Here is a 22,558-nt window from a genome sequence, read left to right as displayed (position 1 = left end):
CCTGTCACCGGTACGCTTTGAACAACTGTACTATGAAAGGGTTGCTTAAATTGAGCAGTGTCCACTTTTTTGACAGAAGAGCAGTCGGCTAAGAATAAACCTTTCAGGTCGGCTTTTTTTCAACGAAAAGACACTTTTTTAACGAAAGTCCCTCTTAAGTAGTTCTGATTATTCGCAACATGATTTTACAATAAATTTACGATTATATTATATTTATACAAAAAATCGACCTAAACATTTATATTCTTACTTTTATTTGCTATAAATGATATTTTTGTTTCCATAATTCCTTCAAATATCTACTTATATTTTACCCATATTAAGGAATTGTATTGACTATGTGAAAATACGGACATATTATTGGGGAAGTTATGAAAGCCATTTCAAATTTTTGGGAGGTAGTTTTATGAGAAGGACTAAAACTGTTTCTTTGGCTTTAATGCTTTCCGTGCTCATGTTGGTATTCGCTTCATTACCAGCATTTGCTGCAGAGGTTCCCGCCGACAAGTATACTTATACTTTAACCGGTCAAACAGGGACTCAGTCGGAAAAAATTGATCTTGAAGCCTTTGATGACAACCAAGATTTCCGGGACATTCTTGCCGCAGAAAACAACCAAATTGTTCTCGTTAAAGACGGTGCCGAAATCAAATTTGTACCCAAGGAAAAAATGTCTGCTGTGTTAAATTCTTATTATCCTGACGGTTCCTATGCCGGCGCTATATCGTGGACCATAGACGGTTCAGAAGAAAGCGTAAATGAAATTGATGCCAATAAAACGGCAACCGTAAAGCTTACAAAGACCTACTGGGGCGTTTCCGATCTTTTCTACGTATTGAGCTTCGGCGATGGCGATCAGTCCAGTAATATTATTTACATCGTTGGAGATGGCACGGCTGTAACGACTCCGGACTCCGATGAGCCGGCTTCGGATCCTGCCGATTCGCCTACGAAGACTACCGTACCGAATACAGGCAACACTACCGTAAAGCCGACAGTAAAAACAGTAACAGCTGCTCCTTCGGTTTCGAAGGTGGTAGTTGACGGCAAACAGGTTTCTTTTGAGGCTTATACCATCGATAGCAACACCTATTTCAAGCTGCGTGACATTGCTAAGGCAGTGGACGGTACCGCAAAGAACTTTGAAGTCGGTTTTGACGGCGAGCATAATACCATCAGCCTGACATCGGGCGAAGCCTATACCGCTCAAGGCGGAGAACTGGCCGTACCTGCGAAGCTGGCAGCCAAGAAGGCTACTTTATCAACCTCCAAAGTTTACCTTGATGATGAAGAGGTACAACTTACCGCATACACGATTGGCGGAAACAACTACTTCAAGCTGCGTGATATTACAGATGCACTTGGCATCACGACGACGTGGGATGCTAAAACAAAAACCATCGGCATCGTTACGGCTGCAGAAGACAATCAAGAATAACGTATTTGTTATAATCTAAAGACATTCATATTTTCATATCTGTTTAAAAAAGGCTTGTAAGACGTATATCGTCTTACAAGCCTTTTGTTTAAGCCCGGGTGACTTGCTTGTCATCTGGGCTTGTTTTCATTCGGATCGCTTGAATATCTTTGAGAGGAGGACGCCCAAAAAGCCGTTTGTATTCGCGATTAAATTGCGTCAAGCTCTCATAGCCGACTTGGTATGCCGCCCGAGTCACATCAACGCCGCCGCCCAGAAGCATCCGGCGCGCTTCCTGAAGCCGAAGCTGCTTTTGATATTGAATCGGACTCAGCGTGGTTACGGCTTTGAATTTATGATGCAGCGTGGACACGCTCATATTGCCGACGCGGGCAAGTTCATCCACCGTGATCGTACGTTCAACATTCATTTTTACATAACGGATTGCCTTGCTGATACCCGAAGCTTCATGATGCTGCAGCATGTTATTGTAGAAGCTCCCACCATCTTCGCCGGTGAGCAGGCGATAGATCAGCTCTTGCTTCATGGCAGGAGCGAGAAAGGCGACGGCATGCGAATCACTGGAAAGCTGAAGCAATCTTTCAAGCACCGATAACACCTCAAGTCCGGCAGTTCCGACAAAAACCCCTTCGTTTAAGCGGCTCTCTTCTTGAGGCATGATTTTTGCTTTTAGTACTACAGATGCAATTTCTTCGGATGTAAACGAGATCTTGATCGCCATATAAGGCGCTTCATACGAAGCCGTCGTAACCTGTCCCTTGATCGGCATGTCGATGCCGGAAGCGACGTAATTACCCGCTCCGTAATCAATCGTTTTTTCGCCTACAATCAGTTTTTTGCCGCCTTGGATCACGATGCAAATGGAAGAATCAAGAAATCCGCTTTGCTCGACGATAGAGGGTTCGATTTCCTTCAGCAAAGCCAAAAAAGGAATATTCGTTTCAAAGGTTCCATGGTTGAACGGAAACGGGGAGATCAAGTTAAGAAGGCGGTTTAGCACAGACTTGGCATCAGTATTGAAGAACATCCTCGCAATCCCTTCCTCGGTGCGTTTTATAAATCATTCTCTATCAGCTCATCGTATTTTTAGGCAATAAAAGAGCATAATCCAACTATCAGCCCTATTATATATCAATTTAAAATGAAGTAAACAAGGCCGAAGCACAGCATTATCGGCCTGTTTCATAAAAATATTCGTCTGGAGATGATTCACTTGTCAAAAGTATGGTTGATTACCGGCAGCGGAAGCGGTTTGGGGCGAGACATCGCCGAGGCTGCGCTTGCTAAAGGGGAGCGTGTGGTTGCAACGGCCCGAAGACCGGAGCAGCTTGACGATCTCGTGAAACAATACGGCGATCAAATTTGCGTCGCGCCTTTGGATGTAACGGATGAGGATGCGGCAAAGTCGGCTGTTAAGGCTGCAATTGATTCCTTTGGACGACTTGACGTTCTGGTTAATAACGCGGGGTATGGAGATGTCAGACCGTTTGAAGAAACCCGTTCCGAGGATTTTAAAAAACTGGTGGATACCTGCTTCTACGGGGTTGTTTACCTCACCCGGGCGGCTCTGCCGATCATGCGGAAGCAGCGCAGCGGGCATATCCTGCAAATCTCTTCCGTCGGCGGCCGTTTTGCCGCTGCGGGAGGCACCGCTTACCATGCGGCGAAATGGGCCGTCGGCGGATTTACCGAAGCGCTGGCGCAGGAAACCGCGCCGTTTGGCGTAAAAGTTTGCGCTGTTGAACCCGGATCGATGCGGACCAATTGGGGGAAACGGGCGACGGATCATCGGCCGCAATTCCTCCCGGACTATGAAGCGTCGGTAGGAGACAAGCTTCGTTTACTTGAGGATCATTGGGGTCAAGAAAACGGCGACCCGAATAAGGTGGCGCAGGTTATCCTGAAGCTGGCTTATGCGGACGACCTGCCGAACCATTTGCTGTTGGGCAGCGACGCAGTGTACCTAAGCGATCAAGCCGACAAGGAACGCGCGGCCGACGCCGAACGGTGGCACGAAACAAGCATATCGACGGATATCGGCTCAACCTCGTCGGTGATGGGAAAAGAAATCTGATCAAGTCAACAAAAACAAGGAGCGGCTGCTGTCGGCAACTGCTCCTTGTTTGGTGTTATACGTGCTTAATATGCCGTCCAGCCCGCGTCGGCGGTTACCACCGTACCGTTGACAAAGCTTGCGTCATCGGAGGCGAGGAACAGCGCCACTTTGGCAATCTCTTCCGGGTCGCCGGAGCGCGGGTTGAGGTTGATGCCGGCCATGGCTCTCTCCATTCCGAAAGGATTCGGACTGGTCAGCGTCGTGCCGATGTTGGTATTGACGCCACCCGGCGCAATAGCGTTGCAGCGAATGCCTTTCGGCGCGTATTGAAAACCGACGTTTTTGGTGAGGCCAACGACGGCGTGTTTTGAAGCGGTATACGCGGCGCCGGCGCGGGATCCCATCAAACCTCCCGCAGAAGCAATGTTGACGATGACGCCGCTTTGCTTCTCCAGAAAAAGCGGCAGCACTTTGCGGATTGTTCTCATCGGGCCGGTCGTATTGACGGCGAAGACGCGTTCCCACAGCTCATCCGTCAAGTCTCCGGCCGGCACGAAGTTGTCCATGATGCCGGCATTGTTGACGAGAATGTCAACGGTTCCGAATTTCTCAATCGCCGTATCGATGAGGATCTGCACATCTTCCTCTTTGGCAACGTTTGCAGCAACACCGACAGCCGTGCCTCCTTGGGCCGCAATCCCGTCCACAACGGCTTGCGCGGGTTCAATACGAAGGTCGGACACGACCACCTTTGCCCCTTCGGCCGCATACAATTCCGCTATCGCTTTCCCCATCCCGGACGCGGCGCCTGTTACTACGGCAACTTTCCCGGTTAATCTCATAAAAAACGCCCCTTCGTTGTTTGATGAAAGTGCTTAATAGAGAATATCTTTCAAATTAATTATAATTAAAATAAAATAATTTATACAATCAGTAAAATGGGCAGATTCGTAAGTTATCGTACAGCTTGAAGGAAATTGTTCAATAATGCTATAAGAGGGGAGAAGCGGCATGACTGATAGCGGCAAAAAAACGGACCGCCGAATCGTCCGCAGCCGGGCGGCCTTACGGGAAGCGCTGCTGAAGCTCATGAAAGACAAGGCGTTCCCGGCGATAACCATAACGGAAATCACGGAGCTTGCCAACTATAACCGCGGAACTTTTTACTCCAATTATGACTGCAAAGATGCGCTGCTGGAGGATACCATCTCCGATCTGATGGACAAACTGTCGGTTTCCTTTCGAGCTCCTTACGAAAAGGCGGAATATTTCCATGTCGACCAGCTTTCGGCGCACTCCATCATGATCTTCAAGCATATTTACGAGTACTCGGCGATTTATACCGTGCTGATGAAAAGCGACAGGCTGGCGATGCTCCGGGAGAAGATGTTCACCGCGATCAAGAGGATTTTTACTGAAGAACTGGTATATACGAAAAAAGACATCGACGAAGAGCTGTTGACGGTTTATTCCATCCACGCGCTGCTCGGACTCGTGTTCCACTGGATTGAAGGAGGATTCAAACCATCTCCGGAATACATGCAGGAACAACTGGTAAAGATCGTCAACTACCGCCCGGGGGTCGCAAAGACATTGGTTAAAGGTTCATATATCAAATAGACCCGCGGTAATTGCGGGTTTTTCATTTTTTATAAAGATTGAAACCTCGTAATAGTTCCATGCATCTAACATGTGTCCGATAAGATAGAGGGGGGAGATGTTATGGACGATGCGGCAAAGGAAGTAAGAAGGGCGCAAAGGGGGAATATCCATGCTTTCGAGCGTCTGATTCAATCCAACAAAACCGTCATGTATCGGGTAGCGAAGACAATGCTGACCAGCGATGCGGATTGTGCCGACGCCATCCAGGAAGCCATTCTTAAAGCGTTTGAGAAAATAGTCACGATCAGAGAGCCGGATTATTTTAAAACTTGGCTGCTTCGCATCGTGATCAATGAATGCAATCAAATTCGTCGGCACCATCAAAAGGTAGTCGAATTTAATGAGTACACGGAACCCGCTTCTAGGGATAACGGTCTGGAAAATGTTGAACTGGAACAGCTGCTTGCGGTGCTTCCCGAGGAAGACCGCAGTCTCCTGAGGCTTTACCATATTGAAGATCTCTCCGTTAAAGACCTGGCGGGAATTTATCAAAGGCCCGAGAACACGATTAAAACTTGGCTGCGCCGGGCACGGGAGAATGCGCACCGTATTTTGGGGAAGCAGGAGGGGTATCCATGGAAGAATGGGAGCGGGAATTAAAGAAACAAGTGAATTTGTCTTTACCCGAATCCGTCAATCAACGTGTAGAAGCAACGCTTGTGCAACTGAAGAAAAACCGCAAGACGACGTCCAGGCTTCGTTACGGTACGGCTGTGACTGCCGCAGTCCTTGTACTTATATTTGCGCTGTCATCTTTATCCCCGGCTTTGGCGGAGACCATCAAATCGCTTCCTCTAATCGGTTCGGTTTTTGAGCTGATCGGCGATGTCGGCGTAAAAAGAGGGAACCAGCTTCATTTGACAACAAAATTAGGTCAGCGGGTGCAAATTGAAAATCACACGGTTACCTTCACGGAAAGTCTGTATGACGGATCAAACATAAATTTGGGGTTTATCATTCCGACGAATGACAGTGATCCGTTTTCCTTCGCCAATAACCTCATTTTTTCGGTAGACGGGAAGAGGCTGAGCAGCTACGGTTCGAATATGAGCATGCAAAAACTGGATAATGAGACGTATGCGGGAACCTTAAGCATTCATGTGGACGACGAGCTGCCCGACTCATTTATGCTTGGGATCATGTCCCGAGATAAATCCGAAATATTATCCCGGATTCCTATCAAACGCCGGGGAGGCAATGAAACCTTTAAGATTGCCAAAACAGGAGCTTGGAATGACGTGAAAATAAACTATGATGAACTGACGTTATTTCCGACCACCACAGAAATTTCATTTAGTCTCCAAAATAGCGATCAAGCATTTTGGGATTTCCAGGTTTACGACGAACAGGGCCGAGTTCTTCAGCCCATAAGCGGACATGGACATGCAGATTCGAATAGCAATCAATATAAATATTATTTCGAACCATTTGAATCCACGCCTAAGCAAGTAACGATCAAACCTTATTTGAGCAGTTCTTATTCCACGACCAAAATGGACGGGGAATGGGAAGGAAAACCCATCACTCTTTCTCAAGGGAAAGCGGGTTCGCTCACTGTCTTGGACGAGAAATCGGATAAAAACAAATTAACGCTTACTTACGAGGTTGCGGGTGCGCGTATTTTCGATCAAGTATATGAAATTTGGCTGGAGGACAGCAAGGGAAACGTGTACTACAAAGACGGCGTACCTATCCGCGTCCATGACAACGGTCAAAAATATCAAGTTTCTTTTTCCAATGTCGACACGGCCGATTCATATTATATTTGCACCTCCCAGTTTTACGCGCCTTACTACCTGGAGGGCCTTGGAGTCACTGTTGATTTGCAGCAGCACCGGTTTACTTCCGGGAATTGACGCGGAATAAAGCGTGTGTTACGATTTTCTGCGAAAAGGGAAGGTGCTGAACATGCTGTACATCAAGTATGTCAAACTTACGAGAACTGTTCGCTCCGTACAATTGAACGCGATGAAGCGTTGTACGGAGCCTAATCGGGAAGCATAATGCTTTCCTGAATTCATCGGCAAAAGGGTCTGTCCAATAGCGTAGTTTTCTATGCTTGTTTGAACATGGCTATTTTGCCGATGTAATTAGATTAAGGGCCATCGACATCGCCTTGTCGGTGGCCCTTTGTGCGCGCGGCGGTTTTGGCGGTTCATCGCAGCCGAGACCGGATTGGATACACGCATCAGCAGAGGGTTTGCGTCATCGTGACGCTATACCCTCTGCTTTTTTATTTTTCGAGAAAAGAGGAATCACCATGGGCTTATTAAAAGTCGAAAATTTGTCTCACACCTTTGATGACAAAAAACTGTACGAAGATGTCTCCATTGAGCTGTTCAAAGGTGAGCATATGGGGATTGTCGGACAAAACGGAACTGGAAAAAGCACGTTAATCAAAATATTGACAGGGGAGATCGTCCCGGATCAAGGCGCCGTAAAATGGCAATCCCATTTGAAGATCGGTCATCTGGACCAATATGCCGAATTAGGCGGTGCGTTAACTATTTCGGAATATCTGAAAACGGCGTTTGCCCATTTATACGAGATCGAACGGAAAATGAGCAAACTTTATGAAGAAAGCGCTCTTACCGGCCAAGAAGCGCCGCTGCAGCAGGCCGCGGCTTGTCAGGAACAGCTCGAAGCGGAGGATTTCTACTCCGTTGAAAGCCGGCTCGCGAAAATAGCCGGAGGTCTGGGTATCGACGCTATAGGCATGGATCGTTTCCTTCGTGAATTAAGCGGAGGACAACGAACCAAGGTCATTCTGGCCAAGCTGCTCGCCGAACAACCGGATGTTCTGCTGCTCGATGAGCCTACCAATTTTCTGGATCAAAACCATGTGGAATGGTTGGCCAACTTCCTCGCGGGCTTCGGCGGCGCTTTTATCGTCGTGTCCCATGACTTTGACTTTCTGGAGAAAATCTCTTCCTGCATTGGCGACATCGAGTTCGGAACGATCCGGAAATATTATGGCAAATATTCGGATTTTCTCCGGCAAAAGGAGCATTTACGGCAGGACTACGTTCGCCGCTACGAAGCGCAGCAGAAGCATATCGAAAAAACGGAGGAATATATTCGCAGGAATATTGCCGGCGTCAATACCAAAATGGCTCAAGGCCGCAGAAAACGGCTCGAAAGATTGGAGCGGCTGGCTCCGCCGGGTTTTGTCCATCATCCTACGATCGTTTTCCGCGAACGGCCGTTACCGGGGCAAGCCGCTCTTACTGTGCGAGGGCTGGAGGTTGGGTATCGTATATCTTTGCTGCCGAAACTTAATTTTTCGGTTGCCGGAGGGGAGAAGCTTGTGATTACGGGGTTTAACGGGATAGGGAAATCCACCCTGCTCCATACGCTCGTAGGAAGGCTTCCGGGCATTGCCGGCTCCTTCCGGTTCTCGGAGCAAGCGTCAATCGGATACTACGAACAGGAGCTGAAATGGGCGAATCCGATGCTGACGCCGATACAGCTGATTTCGGAGCGTTTTCCCGATTTGAACAAGAAAGAAATCCGGCGTCAATTGGCGCTTTGCGGCGTCAGAGGAGATCACGCCCTCCAAGCGGTTGGCACGCTTAGCGGCGGCGAGCAATCGAAGGTGAAGCTATGCGGGCTACTCCTTGCTCCATGCAATTTTCTGATCATGGACGAACCAACGAATCATTTGGACGCGGAGACCAAAAGTGCGCTGCAGCAAGCATTGGCGCGTTTTTCGGGAAGCGTGCTGCTGGTGTCCCATGACAAGAGCTTCTATAATGATTGGACCGATCGCGTAATCAAACTGCAACAAGCTTGACGAAGGAACCGCGTTATAAACGCGGACCGGAGGTTCGCCGATCCGCATGGATGGGGAATGTCCCGACAATTTTTTTAAACGGATCCAGACAGCGCCGTACTGAACGTTTTTTGTTCGGTCCGGCGTCTCTTTACTTTACCGAGAGATTCGTGCTATAACAAAACTAGACATTTAATTAGCCGGCTAACTAATCGTAAATAAGAAGGCAGGAAAGATTAGAAATCAACTGAAAAATTATGCTGAGAAGATTAGCTGGCTAATTAATTTTCTCAAATCCGTTACAGGGAAAGGATGGAATCGTTATGCCGCAAAATGCCACAGATGCTGCAAATAAATTTGAAAACAAAATCGCTGTCGTCACCGGAGCCAGCAGGGGAGCCGGGAAGGGGATTGCCCTCGCGCTTGGCAAAGCCGGCGCCGTTGTTTATGTGACGGGACGGAGCACGGCAAACAGCAATTCGGCTTACGGTGGAAGCATCGGCGAGACCGCAGAATTAGTCACCCAGGCCGGGGGCAAAGGTATTCCGGTTGTTGTCGATCATGCCGATGACGCAGCCGTAGCGGAGCTGTTTGCGAGGGTCAAGCGGGATTACGGAAAACTGGACCTGCTCGTCAACAATGCCGCGAAGGTTGCAGAGCCTGCCGCCGGAGGCTTTTGGGAAAAAAACCTGGATGCCGCGGACATCATTACCGTTGGTCTTCGGTCCCATTACGTTTCCAGCTATTACGCGGTCCCGCTGATGATTGAAAACGGTAAAGGGCTAATCGTCAACACCGGTCATTACGGCGCGGTTAGCTACCACCAGGGACCGGCTTACGGAGCGCAAAAGGCTGGAGGCGACAAAATGGCGGCCGATATGGCAATGGAGCTAAGATCGCATAATATCGCGGCCGTATCGATATGGATGGGCGGTCTTGATACCGAACGCGCGCGCGCGTATCTTGCTTCGCTTCCGGAAGACCAAATTCCGAAACAAAAGCGGGAGTCGCCCGAGTTTACCGGCCGCGTGATTGCGGCACTATATGAATCCGATTTGAGAATGTCTCTTTCCGGAAGAGCGCTCATCGGCGCGGAACTAGGACTCGCTCTTGGCGTGACCGATGTGGACGGCGGTATTCCGATGTCCTACCGCTATACCCTTGGAGGCCCTCAAGAACTGCATCCTTCGCTGCTTAAGTAACGAACGAAAGTGCTGCGATAAGATAAACCCTGAGGGATCAGGCACCGGATAGGCGGGTTGAACGTTATCGTTAGACCCGCCTTTTAATACGACTCGCGGTTCGCAGTCACCCTTATTTTGGAGACAATTTGTTTACAAGTCGGTGAAGCTTTGTTCACATCGCTGCCTTACATTAATTAAGGACGTGCCGCGCGCGAAGCGCAAGAAATGCGGTCCGACCGGAAAGGTTGGTTATGCGATGAGAAAAGCGAGTATTATTTTAAGTCTCTGTTTGATTATGCTCAGTCTCTCTGCCTGCAGCGGAAGTAAAGCGGTAGTTGGAGCTCCGTCTTCTCAGGCCAATGGAGCCAGCGGCAATACGATAGACAGCAAGAATGAGCAAAACGCTGGCGGCAAGCCGGAAGACAGCGGTGAGACGGGCCCGGTGAAGCTCGTGTTCGCCACGGTCAATCCGAGCGCGCAATTAAAGGCTTCCGTGAAGAAATACGAGTCGCTTCATCCGAATGTGACGATCGAGTTAACCTATACGCAAGCCGAATTTAAAGATGTCGACTCGCAGGAAGCAAATGTCCAGAAATATGTGACGTCCACGAACACGACGATGCTCGCGGGCAAGGGACCCGATCTTCTTGAGATGGATCTGCTGCCGACGGACAAATATGCGAGCCGGGATCTGCTCGTCGATTTGAAGGACATGATGAAGCAGGATGCTTCGTTCGATAGGTCCGCCTATTTTACCAACATCCTGGACAACAGCGAGATCGGCGGAGGACTCTACGCCATGCCGCTTTCTTTCTATTTGAACGGAATTCTCGGCAATGAAGATGCAATCGGCAAGACAGGTATTCAAATTGACGATCGGAGCTGGACTTGGGACGATTTCTCGGAAACTGCCAAGCAGTTGAAGCAGAAGGGAGAGATCGAAAATGCCTTCCTCAGCGACACGAAGTATTTACTCGGCGAAATGGTCACCGAAAATTATCCGCTATATGTCGATGAAGCTAAGCGCAAAGCCAAGTTTGATTCTCCCGCCTTCATCGCTTTGCTGCAGCGGATCAAGACGATGTTCGACGAAGGCGTGGTCAAGCAGATCGGGAACAGAGCAGGGAAAAATGATCCCGTATATTTCCAGGAGACGCCAATTCAATCGCTGTCGGATTATTTGATGATTATGAATTCCTTCGGCGGACACACCAAGCTGTATACGAAACCGCATGCGCCGGAGCTGGGAGACGGGGGGTACTTCAAAACCAGCCAGACGGTCGGAATCAATGCAAACTCGCCCAACAAGGACGAGGCCTGGAAATTTATAGTCTTCCTTATCTCCGAGGAAGCGGCGGTCGTTACGGAAAGCAGCAGCCATTCAGAATACTCCATCAGTGACATTTCGTTTCCGGGTTTTCCGATCAACAAGGTCGCGTACGATAAACAGGTCGATCAGATTCGAAAAACGGGATCCATCACCATCGCTCCGAACGGTCCGGCAGACGGAGGGACGGTCAAAGCCGACAATACGCAGCTCGAAAATTTGGAAGGCTTTTTGACGGGGGCGGTTCACGCCATCGGGAAGCCGTCCAAAATCGACGAGATCATTGCGGAAGAGAGCGAGGCGTTCTTCAAAGGCCAGAAATCGGCGGAGGAAGTCGCCAAGCTGATTCAGAGCAAAGCCGATCTGTATCTTAATGAATGAGCATTTCTATTATTTGAATAATCTGTAAATGATCTCTTTGTGAAACATGGCTTGAAATTTTCTTAAGCAATAGAGTAAACTCTAACTCAAGAAGCTCATGAGCCGGCTACTCAAACAGCATGATCCCTCAATACGGTTACAGTTGGCTCTAAAGCGAGGAGGAGAAGCAATGTCCACGATTAAGGAAATTTCGGAGGAGATCGGCATTTCGACCTACACGCTCCGTTATTATGAGCGGGAAGGGATCCTGCCAAACGTCAAGCGCGACCCGAGCGGCAATCGGTTGTATGACGATGAAAGCCGCGAGTGGTTAAACTTTATTCTGTCGCTGCGGTCCACGGGCATGCCCCTGGCCGAGATCAAGGAGTATGTGGATTTGTATAAGGAAGGCGAGAGCACTTTCCAGAAACGCAAGCAAATGATGCTCAAGCACAAGGAAACCGTCGAGAGCCATATCACGGAAACTTTGAAATATTTGGAGATTATTAATTATAAGTTGGCCTTATACGATATGCAGGAAAAAGGAGTCGCCAGAATGCTGCCTTAATCGGTCATCCGGTATATTTTTTACTTCAGTCAAACGCGTCCCGAAGGGAAGCGTTTTTTTGGTGTTCGATTAGAGTAAACTATAAGGGGATTCCGCCATATTCATCGCTTTTTTTCATTACCCAATTGTACTTTACAATAAAACGCGAGGATATATGGGGAAAATAAGCCATAATCATATTCCTGTATTGAGATTTGACTTACAGTTAACTCCACTTGTTATCCTAAAATCAAGTCAGGGCCGACTGGCTAAAAACGAAAAAAGGGGAATCTCATATGAGTGCAAAAGTAGCGATAATTACAGGTGCAAGCAGCGGAATGGGGGCAGCTACGGCCAAACTTCTCTCCCAACACGGGATTCAAGTGATGATGGCCGCCCGCCGTGAAGAACGTTTGCGGCAGCTGCGCGATGAAATCGTCAACGAAGGGGGAGAAGCCAGCTATAAGGTGACGGATGTTACTTCTCGGGCGGACATGCAGGCTTTGGCGGACACAACTCTTAAAACCTACGGTCAAATTGACATCATAATCAATAATGCGGGAGTCATGCCGCTCTCGTTCTTCCGGAATTTAAAAGTGGAGGAATGGGAGCAAATGATCGATGTAAACATTAAAGGCGTTCTTTATGGAATGGCCGCCGTTTATAAGCATATGGAGGAACGCAACGAGGGGCATATCATTAATTTCGGATCCATTGCTTCGCATGTGATTTTTCCGTCCAGCTCCGTCTACAGCGCAACCAAACATGCGGTTCGCGTGTTGACGGAAGGGATGCGAACAGAGATCGGTCCGAAGCAAAACATTCGGACCACCCTGATCTGTCCCGGCTCTGTGGCAACTGAACTTAGCGACACCATTACGGACACCACGATTTTCCCGGCACTTGAGAAATTGGGCAACAAAGAATGGACCCCGCTGGATGCCGGCGACATTGCCAGGACGATTTTGTTTGCCATTCAGCAGCCGGCTAACGTGGACATTAACGAAATGATTGTTCGGCCAACCGCACAAAGCCTGTAAAATAGGGGCGCCGCCCATTTCTCTCAGTAAAGCAGATGGAGAGGGGGCGGCGCCAAAGCTATAGATTTTTACAACATAATTGTATCGTTTCTTTTAATTTGTCCAGAAACTCCTGGCGGGAGTTCAGCGTATGCTTCCAGGTTACGGCGCAAGCGCACAACACTTCGGCAACGGTTGCCGCGTTTCGCTCAGAGGCCGCTGTTCTTTCGGCGGAACTCTCCAGTAACGTTTGGATCAATTTTTTTTGAAAAACAGAGTCCTTCCTCGCAACCAAATCTCCAAGCAAGCGCTCGCAATGAGCCGCGAGATCGGAGGCATCGGGCTGGAGAAGCCCAACATGACGGCCAAACCACTCATCCAAAACATTCAGCAGCTTTTCTTCCAGCGTTAAACTCCTATCTTCAAGAATTAAATTTGCCGCTTGCAGCCCGTCATCCAACGATTTCTGTATCGAAGCGCTGAAAATTTCGTCTTTATTCCTGAAATGAAGATAAAGACCTTGACGGGATATTCCCGCAGCTTTCGCTATATCCTCGATCGACGTCTTTCTGTACCCGTGCCGGGCAAAAACAACCAGTGCCGTTTCTAAAACCTGCGATAGTCTTGCCGATTCTTTTTTATCCATATTATTAACTTAACGAACAAGTCAACGGATGTCAAGTTCGTTAAATTTAACTTGACATTATTTATTTATTATGTAAATATCGTAAATGTAATAACGAACAAACAAATCTCAATTTGGAGGAATCGTCGATGGCAAATTTTTCGAGGAAAGATGTCTCTTTTTATAGCGACGGCATAAGAATAGCCGGTCATCTTTACGTGCCGGAGGACCGGAATGCAGGAACGCGACCGGCGGTTGTGGTCAGCCATCCCGGCAGCGGCGTCAAAGAGCAAACAGCGGGACTTTACGCTGGACGACTGGCGGAACTGGGTTTTATCGCGCTTGCCTTTGACGCAGCCTTTCAAGGAGAAAGCGGGGGTGAACCGCGCGGCTTGGAGGACCCGGCCAATCGTGTTGAGGATATCAAAGCGGCCGTTTCGTTCCTCAGTGTGCAGCCCGAGGTTGATCCTGAGCGCATTGGCGCATTGGGCATTTGCGCGTCGGGAGCCTATGTCATTCCGGCAAGCGTGACGGACCTGAGAATTAAAGCGGTGGCCACGGTCAGCGCTGCGGACATCAGCAGACAATTCCGGATTGGCAGCGACGGCAAACAGGATCCCGCCGTTATTCAGGGACTGCTTACTGCTGCGGCGGTTGCCCGTACCGCCGAGGCTCGCGGCGAAGGGGTCGGCACGTTCCCTATTTTCCCCGAAAACGAAGAACAGGCGCGTGCCGGCGGGCAGCATGTGTTTGAAGGCTGGGAATATTATTGCACCGATCGCGCGCAGCATCCCCGTTCGGCCAAGACTTTTACCTGGAACAGTATAGATAAAATCGTATATTTCGACCCGTTCCGCTTTATTGATATGCTTGCCCCGCGACCATTACTGATGATTGCCGGTACGGAAGCCGAAACGGCCTGGATGACCCTGGAGGCCATCGAAAAAGCCGGAGAGCCCAAAGAGCTGCATTGGATTGAAGGAGCTTCCCATGTGGATCTTTACGATAAAGAGCAGTACGTAACACCTGCAGTGGCGAAAATTGCCGATTTCTTTCGTTCAAATTTGAATTGAGCGGACTGGGTCTGAAATTCCCAAAAAAATATTTATAATGCATAACAAAGAAGAAGCATCCAAAATCACATGAAGACGTGGTTTTGGATGCTTCTGTTATTTTATTCCTGAAGGTGTCTGCACGGTTTAATGATTTTCTGCGGGAACCGGTTTGCCGACATCGCCCCGAAACATGAAGTAGTACAAAAGAGAGGCGGCCACGTAAAGGCAGCCGGTAATGCTAAACGTAAAAGCGTATCCCCAGTACGTTCCATAGGTGGTGACCATATGCGACTGGACAGGGCCCATCGTGGCCCATCCGAGCATGAAGGCGGTTTGGGTCAGCGAGTTCGCGATGCCGCGCCGGTTGTCGGCAATCCGGTCGATCATGATGGCGGACTGAATCGGAGTCGCCGCGTTCATGAGCGCTTGACGAAACAGAAAACTGACGGCAGCGACGGCGACCCAATTCGTAAACCCGGTTAGTACAAGGAACGGCAGGGACAGCATTTGAAACCACACGACGGCCTTCACCTGTCCAACCCGGTTTGCCAGTGTTGGGCCGATCATCATGGACAAGATGGTCATAACCTGCCCGAGCGAGATTAGGAAGCTCATCAAGGAGAGTGAAATGGAAAATCGGTTGGTGAAATACAAATTCAGATAAGGGACGACGAGACCGGAACCGAGACCGATCAACAGCTGCGCGAATACGAATCGGAATATCATTCTGGACTCGGCGGAGATTCCGGCGACCGCACCTGGATCAGCGGTGCGGATTGGCTCCGTTGGCGGCTGAGGCCGATGAACGGCCGCTCCTCGGTTAAGCTGAGAGCCGGCGGCTCCGTCTCGGTCATGGACGAAAAGCATCGGAATGAAGGCCGCCAAAGTGGCCGCTCCGCCGATGACCAGCACGGTTCGCAAGCTGATCAGATCTGTGAAGCCAATGGATTTTAGCGCATCGGCAAGCACTCCGCCTCCCATGCTGCCGATCACCTGTGAAGCAAGACCGAGGGAGGAGAAATAGCTGAACATGCGCAATCTTTTTTTGCTGTCTATATTTTCAGCCAGGAACGGGATTGACAGCACTTGAAAGAAAGAGGCGAACAACCCGGTAAACACGGCAAAGCCGATCAAAGCGGCCTCGCCGGATGAGAAAGAACGAAAAATAAAGCCTATCCCGCTCAGCAAGGCGCCGAGTACGAGTATTTTTTTGCGGCTGGTGCGATCGCCCCAAATGCCGATAGGCACGAACATCAGCGCCGTGGCCAAGGACTGAATGCTTACCACACGCCCGTTCATGGCGTCGCCGTACCCAAGCCCTTGTATGTAGAGATTATAAAGCACCCCGAACATGCCGGTGCCGATTTGGTAAAGGATGTTTGCCAGGAAAAATAATTTGATGTTTCTGGACCAACCTTGCATTTCCAGAAACGAAGTGCGTATAAAGCCCACTTTGCCCAATCCTCCGGTTTCTATATCAACTCATCTATTCTAGCAGGTAGCAATGACGGAAGGAAGAGGAGAGATTCCGGCAATCCGACCCTAATCTAGCGCCTAAAATTGTATACAACTTGGTGACATCTTGGTAAAACGTTCTCCACATCCTTGATCTATATTGTGTTCAGGCGGGAATCCCCATGTGCTTAAGCCCCGCAAATCTATCGATTGACACACACAAGGAGGAAGAATGAACAACCGGAGATACGGCAAACGTAGTTACCGCAAACGCAGAAAGCCTGTTAAAGGTGTCTATATTCTACTGATTTTATTCGTTTTTTTACTCGGAATTAAATTGGCATGGAACTCGGGGTCCTCGGTTACCAAACTAATCCCTCAACTGTCGGAACGATCGGAAGCGGCGGCGGCCGTTTCATCCAATTCCACGAATCCTTCGAAATACCGAATCGTGATCGATGCTGGGCATGGAGGCAAAGATCCGGGAGCAACAGGGGCCAGCGGCGCTTATGAAAAGGAATTTGACCTGTCGCTGGCTCAGCGGGTGTATGAGCTGCTGGAGAAGGAACCCATGTTTGAAGCCCGCATGACTCGTACGGACGATGAATTCATCGAATTGGAGGATCGGGCGGCGATCGCTAACGATTGGAATGCGGATGCGCTGGTTTCGATTCACGGCAACACTTATGAGGATCAGAGAACTTCCGGGACGGAAACCTTGTATCGCTACGACGAGAGTATCCCGCTTGCCGAAGCGCTGCAAGAGCAAGTGGCAGCGGCGCTGGGCTTCCGGGACCGCGGCGTGAAGCAGGAGCATCTTGTGGTCCTGTCATCGGCGAAAATGCCAGCGGTGCTCGTCGAGGCGGGCTACCTGACCAATCCGGACGATGAGCAGACGCTGCTCGGCAGCGATGGACAAGATCGCGCGGCCCGCGCCATCGTGGAGGGGCTAAAGAAATATTTTAACCAAAGCGCGCCGCATAACGATGCTCCCTCTAAAGATTTCAAAGAAGTGCCGCCGGCAACCGGAAGTCAGGATCAGCTCCCCACCCAAGACAAAATCTATTTTAACGGTTCGTCGAAGGAAGGAAAGCGGGTGGCCCTAACGTTCGACGACGGCCCCGACAGTATCGTGACCCCCAAGATTCTGGAGATACTGAAGAAAAATCACGTCAAGGCGACCTTTTTCATTTTGGGAAATCAGGCTGAAGCCCATCCCGACATGGTAAAGCGCATCGCCGAGGAGGGGCATGCGATCGGCAACCACTCCTGGTCGCATCCGCATTTCAACGACCTTTCAATGGATGAAGCGCTGAAGCAGGTCGAAGACACGCAAAAAGTGCTCGAGGATTTGATCGGATATCGTCCCATCCTGTTTCGGCCGCCCTATGGCGAATTGAAAAAAGATAAACTGGATCGCATCCACCAAATGAATTTGGCGGCTGTCAACTGGACGGTGGATACCACGGATTGGTCGGGAGCGTCCTCGAAAGAAATTTTGGACCTGGTCCACAAGGAATTATATCCGGGAGGGATCGTTCTGCAGCATACCGCTAACGGAAAGGACCATCTCTCAAACACCATCGAAGCGCTGAAGCAAATGATTCCGGAACTGAAAGAGGAGGGATATTCTTTCGTAACGGTTCCAGAGATGCTGCATCTGCCGGATCCGCAGTCTGACTAATTTCCACGGCCAAATCCAAAGTCAGTGGTCGTAGATTTATATAAATATGCAAGGCGCTTCTTCTTCCGGTGTGATAAATTTTAATAGTATGAAGGGAGCATTCTTAAGCCAAGACTTGAATCCGAATTTGTTTATGAGGATCACAATAAAGTTCATTTGTGGAAAGGTGAGGTTCTATGGACTATGCTCAGTGTTATAAGGAAGTCTTGCCGCACTATTCTTTCGCTGACCCGATTGTCGAATTGATTCGTCATAATGAAAACATTACGTACAAGTTAATGGAACAGGGCTCTCCCGATACTTACCTGCTGCGAATGCATAAACCCATTACAAAAAACTTTCAGGGCATACACAACACACGCGAGGCCATCCTATCGGAATTGGAATATCTGATTGCTTGGTCTTCTTATTCCGATTTGCCTGTTCAAAAGCCGGTCCCCAATCAAAACGATGAGGCGGTAACAACTGTCATTGTGGAAGATGAAGAAGTGAATTGTTCGGTATTAAAATGGATTGACGGCGAAACCGTGTCCAAGCCAGATTTTGATAACGAGGAAACGGTTGCTGCCTTTGGAGCCAATATTGCCGATTTGCATCGGGTTTCGGATATTACATGATGGACGTCGCGATGGCCGCCTTGACGATTAAAGCGGAGCTGCGGGATGTTCTGCTTTCCGGCTACACGAATAAGCTGTCGGGAAAAGTAGACACCCTGCAGCTAGAAGCCTTCATGTTTCTAGCCATTGTCGGATACTATACGTTTCTAGCAAGCCAGAAAAATAAGCATCCGTGGATACGCGAAAATATATCGCGTCTGATAGAGCAGCTATGCAAACCTTCCCTAAGCGGCGAAACTTTCTTTTACACAATATAAATGTGGAATAGCGCTTCGTTTTAAATGACGCCGATTATGGACAGTATAAGGATAATCTCTCTCGTAAACCTTCCAGTAGCTCTTTCGGCATTTCCCTGACCTTAATATCCCTGCCCAGAAAAAGCAGCCAATTGGTTAATTCGGTTAATTCTTCGGTTTTGTTAACATTGATGAAAGTCCTTAGAATGGCTGTGCTTTGGAAAGGGTTTGTATAGGAAACGGAAACATGTAAAGGATGGTATTTTCTGAACTGGGCAATTGCTTTTGGACCAAGCTCAAGGACTACATTGATGGCTTCTTCTTGTTTGCTTAGTTTTTCTAAAATCTTTTTCTTGCTTAATCTGGTTTCCGGCGAGTAGGGCTTGACTTCGACGAGATCGTCGACAGGAAAAATCCGCTTTTTCTCTTCCTTTAAATCAAAGCCTTCAATCAGCCAGACGCTTTTTTCGCGATAAAGGTGCAAGAGATAGACGGGATAGGAATGTACGACCTTCTCTTCTTGAAGGTTAAGCAGCAAATATCTATCCGATAGAAGGATTTGGATCAGTTTTTCCAATATCGGGTGGGGGAGGTCCGAAAGATCGAGCAGGTCGGGATTATGGGGATTAGTTCCTTCAAAAAGCAGGATTTCATTTAAATGGAAAAGATCATCTTGCTGGTTTTCCGAAATGAGGCCCATTAATTTTTCGGCTAAAGATTGTCGACTTTTTAGAAAAGGGAGCTGCCCATTTCTTGTGGCCATAAAAGCAATAAAAAGAGCTTTGACCTCATTATCGGTAAAGCGGACCACGGGAAGGACGGAATTGCGCATGACAAAATAACCTCCATCCCTGCCAACTTCAGCGACTAGCGGCATCCCCATGGCTTCAATTTCTCTGATATCCCGGATCGCTGTCGAACGAGAGACGTTAAACTCCCGCATGATTTCGGAAATGGTAAAATGGGCGCGGTTGTTGATATACCGCATCATGACATTAATCCGTTCAACTTTTTTCATCCGGAACTCCTAAACAGTTTCATTTTTTGACATGATTTAAGGCTATCATATACTCATCAGATGATGAAGACAAATCATTTGATCCATTTTAAATAGAGGAAGGTTTTGAATATGGCGGATTATACGTTAGTAGAAAAAGACAGCTTTACGGTTGTGGGTATTGGAACCGAGCTTAAAAGCCATTATACGGACTATGCCGGCATAAACAAAGAAAAGTCGGATTTTTGGCTAAAGATCGGTCAGGATGGAACGCTTGACTCATTAAAAGCCAAGGCCATGAATGACTATATTTTTGCCGTGAACGAAGCGGTCAATAACAAAATGATGCATTATGCCGGAGTCATGACACAGGAAGCGGCGCCGGAAGAAGCCAGAGTCATCCAATTTCCCAAGGGAGAATATCTGGTTGTTAAAGGGGAAGGGATGACGGCCGGTGAATTGCATAATATGCTCGCTGGGATTGCCTTTGGACAGGTCTTGCCGGAAGCCCAAAATATTGCCTATGTCGGCGGACCGAATACCACGGTAGAGATGGGGCGGCAAAACGGCATGGTTGTCGGTGAAATATGGATTCCTGTTGTCAGGAAATAAGAAGATAAAAGGAGAGCCCGAAATGTCCTATATCGTTGATTTTAAGAATGTGTCTACGGTTGGCTTGGAGTCTTCGCCTGTAGCAGAAACGCTGGCCGGTTTACGTGCCAATGAAGCCCGTTACTTTATGAACAAATACAATCATGAATTTACGGTTGTACCGGCCGGCGAAAGCGAGGAAACCCTCGATTATGTGAACCGGATTTTGAAAGAAGAACGTGGTATTGAGTTTGCAGCCAAGCCTTTGGAAACATCGCGTTTTCAAGTGGAAAACATCCGATTTGCCTACGTCTTTTATGAAGATGGTCTTGGACTCAACGTCATGTACACGGTTGACGACCCTAAGAAGCGAGCCGTCGGCTTTAAGCTTTCCGAGGGGATGGAGATACCTAAGGAGCTGGAGGAGAAGTTTAAGTTTGCCAGACAGAAGTCTAAGCTGGCCGGAACGATTCGGGGCTCGTTTTTCGTCATTAAAGGAGAATATTAAAAAGCAGGTGCCCCGTTCTTGTCTTTTGCTTTGGGACAAGAACGGGGCACCTTATCTATTTGGTTTCAATCCCTTATCCTTCCTTCGCCGTGTACGTCTTCAGGTTCCGGAGGACGGGGAAGAGCCAGTACATCCAAATCACGGCGACGGCAAGGGTGCCAAGCCCGCCGATGACTGTCGCAGGCACGGCGCCGACCAGCCCGGCCATCGTGCCGGACTCAAATTCACCCAGTTGGTTCGAGGTGCCGATGAACAACGAGTTAACGGCGTTAACACGGCCCTGCATTTCCTGCGGGGTGTTGACCTGAACGAGTGTCGAGCGGATGACGACACTCACGACGTCGGAAGCGCCGACGAGAAGCAGCGCGAAGAGCGACAGCCAGAGGTTGCGGGAGACGCCGAACAGGATTGTCGCCAAGGCGAACACCACGAGCGAGGCAAACAGGGTCTTGCCGATGGCTCTTTCCACCGAAAATCGGGTTAGGATCAGCGAGACGATAATTGCACCGACCGCCGGTGCGGAGCGCAGCAGGCCAAGACCAAGCGAGCCGGTTTTCAGGACATCCTCGGCGAAGATCGGCAGCAGCGCAGTCGCTCCGCCAAGCAGGACGGCGAACAGGTCGAGCGAGATGGTGCCGAGGATGATTTTGCGGGCGAAGACGAAACGAAGGCCGCTGAAGAACGTGTCCATGTTGACGGCGTCCAGCTTCTTCACGAGATGAACAGTCTTGACGAAGAAAATCAATACGGTTGATGCCAAGAGTGCGGCAAGCGATGCAAAGTAAGCGGAGGAGACACCCCAGACGACAAGCACGCCTCCAAGTGAGGGACCAACGATCATTGCCGTCTGCATCGCCGAGGCGGACCAGGCGGCTGCCTTCGGCAGTTGCTCGCGATCCACGATGTCCGGCACAAGCGCGGCTGAGGCTGGGCCTTCAAAGGTGCGGGACGCGCCAAGAATGGCGGCAGCGATCAGAAGATGAACCGAGCCGAGCCAGCCCTGCATACTGCCAAGCACGAGAATTACAACCACGACGCTCTCTATAAGCTGACAGAGATAGACGATCGTGCGGCGGTCGTAACGGTCTGCGGTCTGTCCGGCCGGCAGCGTCAGCAACAGCATGGGCAGGAATTGAGCCAGGCCGATGAGGCCAAGTTGAAAGGCGCTGTCAGTCAGGGCGTACATCTGCCAGCCGATGGCGACGGACAGCATTTGAAAAGCACTGGTCGAGAATATCCGCGCGATCCATAAACGCAGGAAGGAGCGGTTACGGAGCACGGACGAGCCGTTTTCATTCAATGGAAGTCATCCTCTCTTGTTATCGGGCAATTCGGCTCGAGCTAAGGTTTTTGGTGTGACTCATGATACCGGAAAACAAAAAGAACCTGGGTAGTTATACCAGGTTCTTTTATATTGCACATAAA

General features: G+C 49.2%; 22 protein-coding genes and 1 pseudogene. 16 read left to right on the top strand and 7 right to left on the bottom strand.

Annotation, left to right across the window (positions count from 1 at the left end):
- Positions 1-406 precede the first annotated feature (406 nt).
- Positions 407-1,438, top strand: coding sequence for a stalk domain-containing protein (locus ACI48K_RS19725; RefSeq protein ID WP_475029340.1), 1,032 nt, complete (start codon positions 407-409; stop codon positions 1,436-1,438).
- 88 nt (positions 1,439-1,526) lie between these two features.
- Here the strand turns inward: ACI48K_RS19725 and ACI48K_RS19720 are convergent, their stop codons facing one another.
- Positions 1,527-2,465 (bottom strand): AraC family transcriptional regulator, encoded by a 939-nt coding sequence (locus ACI48K_RS19720; RefSeq protein ID WP_475029339.1) that lies wholly within the window; start codon positions 2,463-2,465, stop codon positions 1,527-1,529.
- A 186-nt stretch (positions 2,466-2,651) separates the two neighbouring features.
- Here ACI48K_RS19720 and ACI48K_RS19715 point away from each other — a divergent pair, with 186 nt between their 5' ends.
- A complete protein-coding gene (locus tag ACI48K_RS19715; RefSeq protein ID WP_475029338.1) occupies positions 2,652-3,512 on the top strand; it encodes an SDR family NAD(P)-dependent oxidoreductase in 861 nt (286 codons plus the stop codon).
- A 65-nt stretch (positions 3,513-3,577) separates the two neighbouring features.
- On the opposite strand, the gene ACI48K_RS19710 is transcribed toward ACI48K_RS19715, so the two are convergent.
- Positions 3,578-4,336: an SDR family oxidoreductase gene (locus tag ACI48K_RS19710; protein WP_475029337.1), complete on the bottom strand. Its 759-nt coding sequence runs from the start codon at positions 4,334-4,336 to the stop codon at positions 3,578-3,580.
- 169 nt (positions 4,337-4,505) lie between these two features.
- On the opposite strand from ACI48K_RS19710, the gene ACI48K_RS19705 reads away from it, so the two are divergent.
- From ACI48K_RS19705 to ACI48K_RS19670, 8 genes are all read left to right on the top strand, one after another.
- A complete protein-coding gene (locus ACI48K_RS19705) occupies positions 4,506-5,114 on the top strand; it encodes a TetR/AcrR family transcriptional regulator (protein ID WP_475029336.1) in 609 nt (202 codons plus the stop codon).
- Positions 5,115-5,216: 102 nt separating this feature from the next.
- Complete coding sequence (locus tag ACI48K_RS19700) at positions 5,217-5,756, top strand: sigma-70 family RNA polymerase sigma factor (RefSeq protein ID WP_475029335.1); 540 nt, start codon at positions 5,217-5,219, stop codon at positions 5,754-5,756.
- Positions 5,732-7,012: a DUF4179 domain-containing protein gene (locus ACI48K_RS19695; RefSeq protein ID WP_475029334.1), complete on the top strand. Its 1,281-nt coding sequence runs from the start codon at positions 5,732-5,734 to the stop codon at positions 7,010-7,012. The genes ACI48K_RS19700 and ACI48K_RS19695 overlap by 25 nt, the downstream gene beginning before the upstream one ends.
- 404 nt (positions 7,013-7,416) lie before the next feature.
- Positions 7,417-8,949, top strand: coding sequence for an ABC-F family ATP-binding cassette domain-containing protein (locus tag ACI48K_RS19690; protein ID WP_475029333.1), 1,533 nt, complete (start codon positions 7,417-7,419; stop codon positions 8,947-8,949).
- A gap of 302 nt (positions 8,950-9,251) precedes the next feature.
- A complete protein-coding gene (locus tag ACI48K_RS19685) occupies positions 9,252-10,130 on the top strand; it encodes an SDR family NAD(P)-dependent oxidoreductase (protein WP_475029332.1) in 879 nt (292 codons plus the stop codon).
- Positions 10,131-10,368: 238 nt separating this feature from the next.
- Positions 10,369-11,820: an ABC transporter substrate-binding protein gene (locus ACI48K_RS19680; RefSeq protein ID WP_475029331.1), complete on the top strand. Its 1,452-nt coding sequence runs from the start codon at positions 10,369-10,371 to the stop codon at positions 11,818-11,820.
- Positions 11,821-11,989: 169 nt separating this feature from the next.
- Positions 11,990-12,367 carry a MerR family transcriptional regulator gene (locus tag ACI48K_RS19675; protein ID WP_475029330.1) on the top strand — a complete coding sequence of 126 codons (378 nt, stop codon included), beginning with the start codon at positions 11,990-11,992 and terminating at the stop codon, positions 12,365-12,367.
- A 275-nt stretch (positions 12,368-12,642) separates the two neighbouring features.
- On the top strand, positions 12,643-13,386 hold the full coding sequence (locus ACI48K_RS19670; RefSeq protein ID WP_475029329.1) for an SDR family oxidoreductase: 744 nt from the start codon (positions 12,643-12,645) through the stop codon (positions 13,384-13,386).
- A 58-nt stretch (positions 13,387-13,444) separates the two neighbouring features.
- Here the strand turns inward: ACI48K_RS19670 and ACI48K_RS19665 are convergent, their stop codons facing one another.
- Together ACI48K_RS19665 and ACI48K_RS19660 are read right to left on the bottom strand one after the other, a co-directional pair.
- Entirely contained in the window at positions 13,445-13,825 is a 381-nt protein-coding gene (locus ACI48K_RS19665; protein WP_475029341.1) for a hypothetical protein, read from the bottom strand.
- 27 nt (positions 13,826-13,852) lie between these two features.
- Positions 13,853-14,011, bottom strand: a pseudogene (locus tag ACI48K_RS19660) (helix-turn-helix domain-containing protein); the annotation flags it as partial.
- Between the two features lie 128 nt (positions 14,012-14,139).
- Between ACI48K_RS19660 and ACI48K_RS19655 the strand changes: the two are divergent.
- On the top strand, positions 14,140-15,063 hold the full coding sequence (locus ACI48K_RS19655) for an alpha/beta hydrolase (protein ID WP_475029328.1): 924 nt from the start codon (positions 14,140-14,142) through the stop codon (positions 15,061-15,063).
- A 126-nt stretch (positions 15,064-15,189) separates the two neighbouring features.
- On the opposite strand, the gene ACI48K_RS19650 is transcribed toward ACI48K_RS19655, so the two are convergent.
- Complete coding sequence (locus tag ACI48K_RS19650; protein ID WP_475029327.1) at positions 15,190-16,497, bottom strand: MFS transporter; 1,308 nt, start codon at positions 16,495-16,497, stop codon at positions 15,190-15,192.
- A gap of 235 nt (positions 16,498-16,732) precedes the next feature.
- Between ACI48K_RS19650 and ACI48K_RS19645 the strand changes: the two genes are divergently transcribed.
- From ACI48K_RS19645 to ACI48K_RS19635, 3 genes are all read left to right on the top strand, one after another.
- Positions 16,733-18,184, top strand: coding sequence for an N-acetylmuramoyl-L-alanine amidase (locus ACI48K_RS19645; protein WP_475029326.1), 1,452 nt, complete (start codon positions 16,733-16,735; stop codon positions 18,182-18,184).
- A 176-nt stretch (positions 18,185-18,360) separates the two neighbouring features.
- Positions 18,361-18,801, top strand: coding sequence for an aminoglycoside phosphotransferase/kinase family protein (locus ACI48K_RS19640; protein ID WP_475029325.1), 441 nt, complete (start codon positions 18,361-18,363; stop codon positions 18,799-18,801).
- Positions 18,798-19,058, top strand: a complete 261-nt coding sequence (locus tag ACI48K_RS19635; protein ID WP_475029324.1) for a hypothetical protein — start codon at positions 18,798-18,800, stop codon at positions 19,056-19,058. The genes ACI48K_RS19640 and ACI48K_RS19635 overlap by 4 nt, the downstream gene beginning before the upstream one ends.
- A gap of 34 nt (positions 19,059-19,092) precedes the next feature.
- Here ACI48K_RS19635 and ACI48K_RS19630 read toward each other — a convergent pair whose 3' ends face one another.
- Positions 19,093-20,055: a helix-turn-helix transcriptional regulator gene (locus ACI48K_RS19630; RefSeq protein WP_475029323.1), complete on the bottom strand. Its 963-nt coding sequence runs from the start codon at positions 20,053-20,055 to the stop codon at positions 19,093-19,095.
- A gap of 111 nt (positions 20,056-20,166) precedes the next feature.
- Here ACI48K_RS19630 and ACI48K_RS19625 point away from each other — a divergent pair, with 111 nt between their 5' ends.
- Positions 20,167-20,646, top strand: a complete 480-nt coding sequence (locus tag ACI48K_RS19625; RefSeq protein WP_475029322.1) for a GyrI-like domain-containing protein — start codon at positions 20,167-20,169, stop codon at positions 20,644-20,646.
- 22 nt (positions 20,647-20,668) lie between these two features.
- Positions 20,669-21,133, top strand: coding sequence for a phage tail protein (locus tag ACI48K_RS19620; protein WP_475029321.1), 465 nt, complete (start codon positions 20,669-20,671; stop codon positions 21,131-21,133).
- Positions 21,134-21,206: 73 nt separating this feature from the next.
- Here the strand turns inward: ACI48K_RS19620 and ACI48K_RS19615 are convergent, their stop codons facing one another.
- Complete coding sequence (locus ACI48K_RS19615; protein WP_475029320.1) at positions 21,207-22,433, bottom strand: MFS transporter; 1,227 nt, start codon at positions 22,431-22,433, stop codon at positions 21,207-21,209.
- Positions 22,434-22,558: the final 125 nt, after the last annotated feature.

Source organism: Paenibacillus terrisolis (assembly GCF_056171975.1).
Note: the sequence above shows the minus strand (reverse complement) of the source record. Positions and strands in the feature narration are given on the sequence as shown.

What these genes read in the sequence shown, in the direction of transcription:
- ACI48K_RS19635 (WP_475029324.1), top strand. Translation starts at nt 18,798, where the DNA reads ATGATGGACGTCGCGATGGCCGCCTTGACGATTAAAGCGGAGCTGCGG.
- ACI48K_RS19620 (WP_475029321.1), top strand. Translation starts at nt 20,669, where the DNA reads ATGTCCTATATCGTTGATTTTAAGAATGTGTCTACGGTTGGCTTGGAG.
- ACI48K_RS19680 (WP_475029331.1), top strand. Translation starts at nt 10,369, where the DNA reads ATGAGAAAAGCGAGTATTATTTTAAGTCTCTGTTTGATTATGCTCAGT.
- ACI48K_RS19625 (WP_475029322.1), top strand. Translation starts at nt 20,167, where the DNA reads ATGGCGGATTATACGTTAGTAGAAAAAGACAGCTTTACGGTTGTGGGT.
- ACI48K_RS19670 (WP_475029329.1), top strand. Translation starts at nt 12,643, where the DNA reads ATGAGTGCAAAAGTAGCGATAATTACAGGTGCAAGCAGCGGAATGGGG.
- ACI48K_RS19725 (WP_475029340.1), top strand. Translation starts at nt 407, where the DNA reads ATGAGAAGGACTAAAACTGTTTCTTTGGCTTTAATGCTTTCCGTGCTC.
- ACI48K_RS19645 (WP_475029326.1), top strand. Translation starts at nt 16,733, where the DNA reads ATGAACAACCGGAGATACGGCAAACGTAGTTACCGCAAACGCAGAAAG.
- ACI48K_RS19630 (WP_475029323.1), bottom strand. Translation starts at nt 20,055, where the DNA reads ATGAAAAAAGTTGAACGGATTAATGTCATGATGCGGTATATCAACAAC.
- ACI48K_RS19690 (WP_475029333.1), top strand. Translation starts at nt 7,417, where the DNA reads ATGGGCTTATTAAAAGTCGAAAATTTGTCTCACACCTTTGATGACAAA.
- ACI48K_RS19705 (WP_475029336.1), top strand. Translation starts at nt 4,506, where the DNA reads ATGACTGATAGCGGCAAAAAAACGGACCGCCGAATCGTCCGCAGCCGG.
- ACI48K_RS19710 (WP_475029337.1), bottom strand. Translation starts at nt 4,336, where the DNA reads ATGAGATTAACCGGGAAAGTTGCCGTAGTAACAGGCGCCGCGTCCGGG.
- ACI48K_RS19675 (WP_475029330.1), top strand. Translation starts at nt 11,990, where the DNA reads ATGTCCACGATTAAGGAAATTTCGGAGGAGATCGGCATTTCGACCTAC.
- ACI48K_RS19655 (WP_475029328.1), top strand. Translation starts at nt 14,140, where the DNA reads ATGGCAAATTTTTCGAGGAAAGATGTCTCTTTTTATAGCGACGGCATA.
- ACI48K_RS19720 (WP_475029339.1), bottom strand. Translation starts at nt 2,465, where the DNA reads ATGTTCTTCAATACTGATGCCAAGTCTGTGCTAAACCGCCTTCTTAAC.
- ACI48K_RS19700 (WP_475029335.1), top strand. Translation starts at nt 5,217, where the DNA reads ATGGACGATGCGGCAAAGGAAGTAAGAAGGGCGCAAAGGGGGAATATC.
- ACI48K_RS19685 (WP_475029332.1), top strand. Translation starts at nt 9,252, where the DNA reads ATGCCGCAAAATGCCACAGATGCTGCAAATAAATTTGAAAACAAAATC.
- ACI48K_RS19695 (WP_475029334.1), top strand. Translation starts at nt 5,732, where the DNA reads ATGGAAGAATGGGAGCGGGAATTAAAGAAACAAGTGAATTTGTCTTTA.
- ACI48K_RS19640 (WP_475029325.1), top strand. Translation starts at nt 18,361, where the DNA reads ATGGACTATGCTCAGTGTTATAAGGAAGTCTTGCCGCACTATTCTTTC.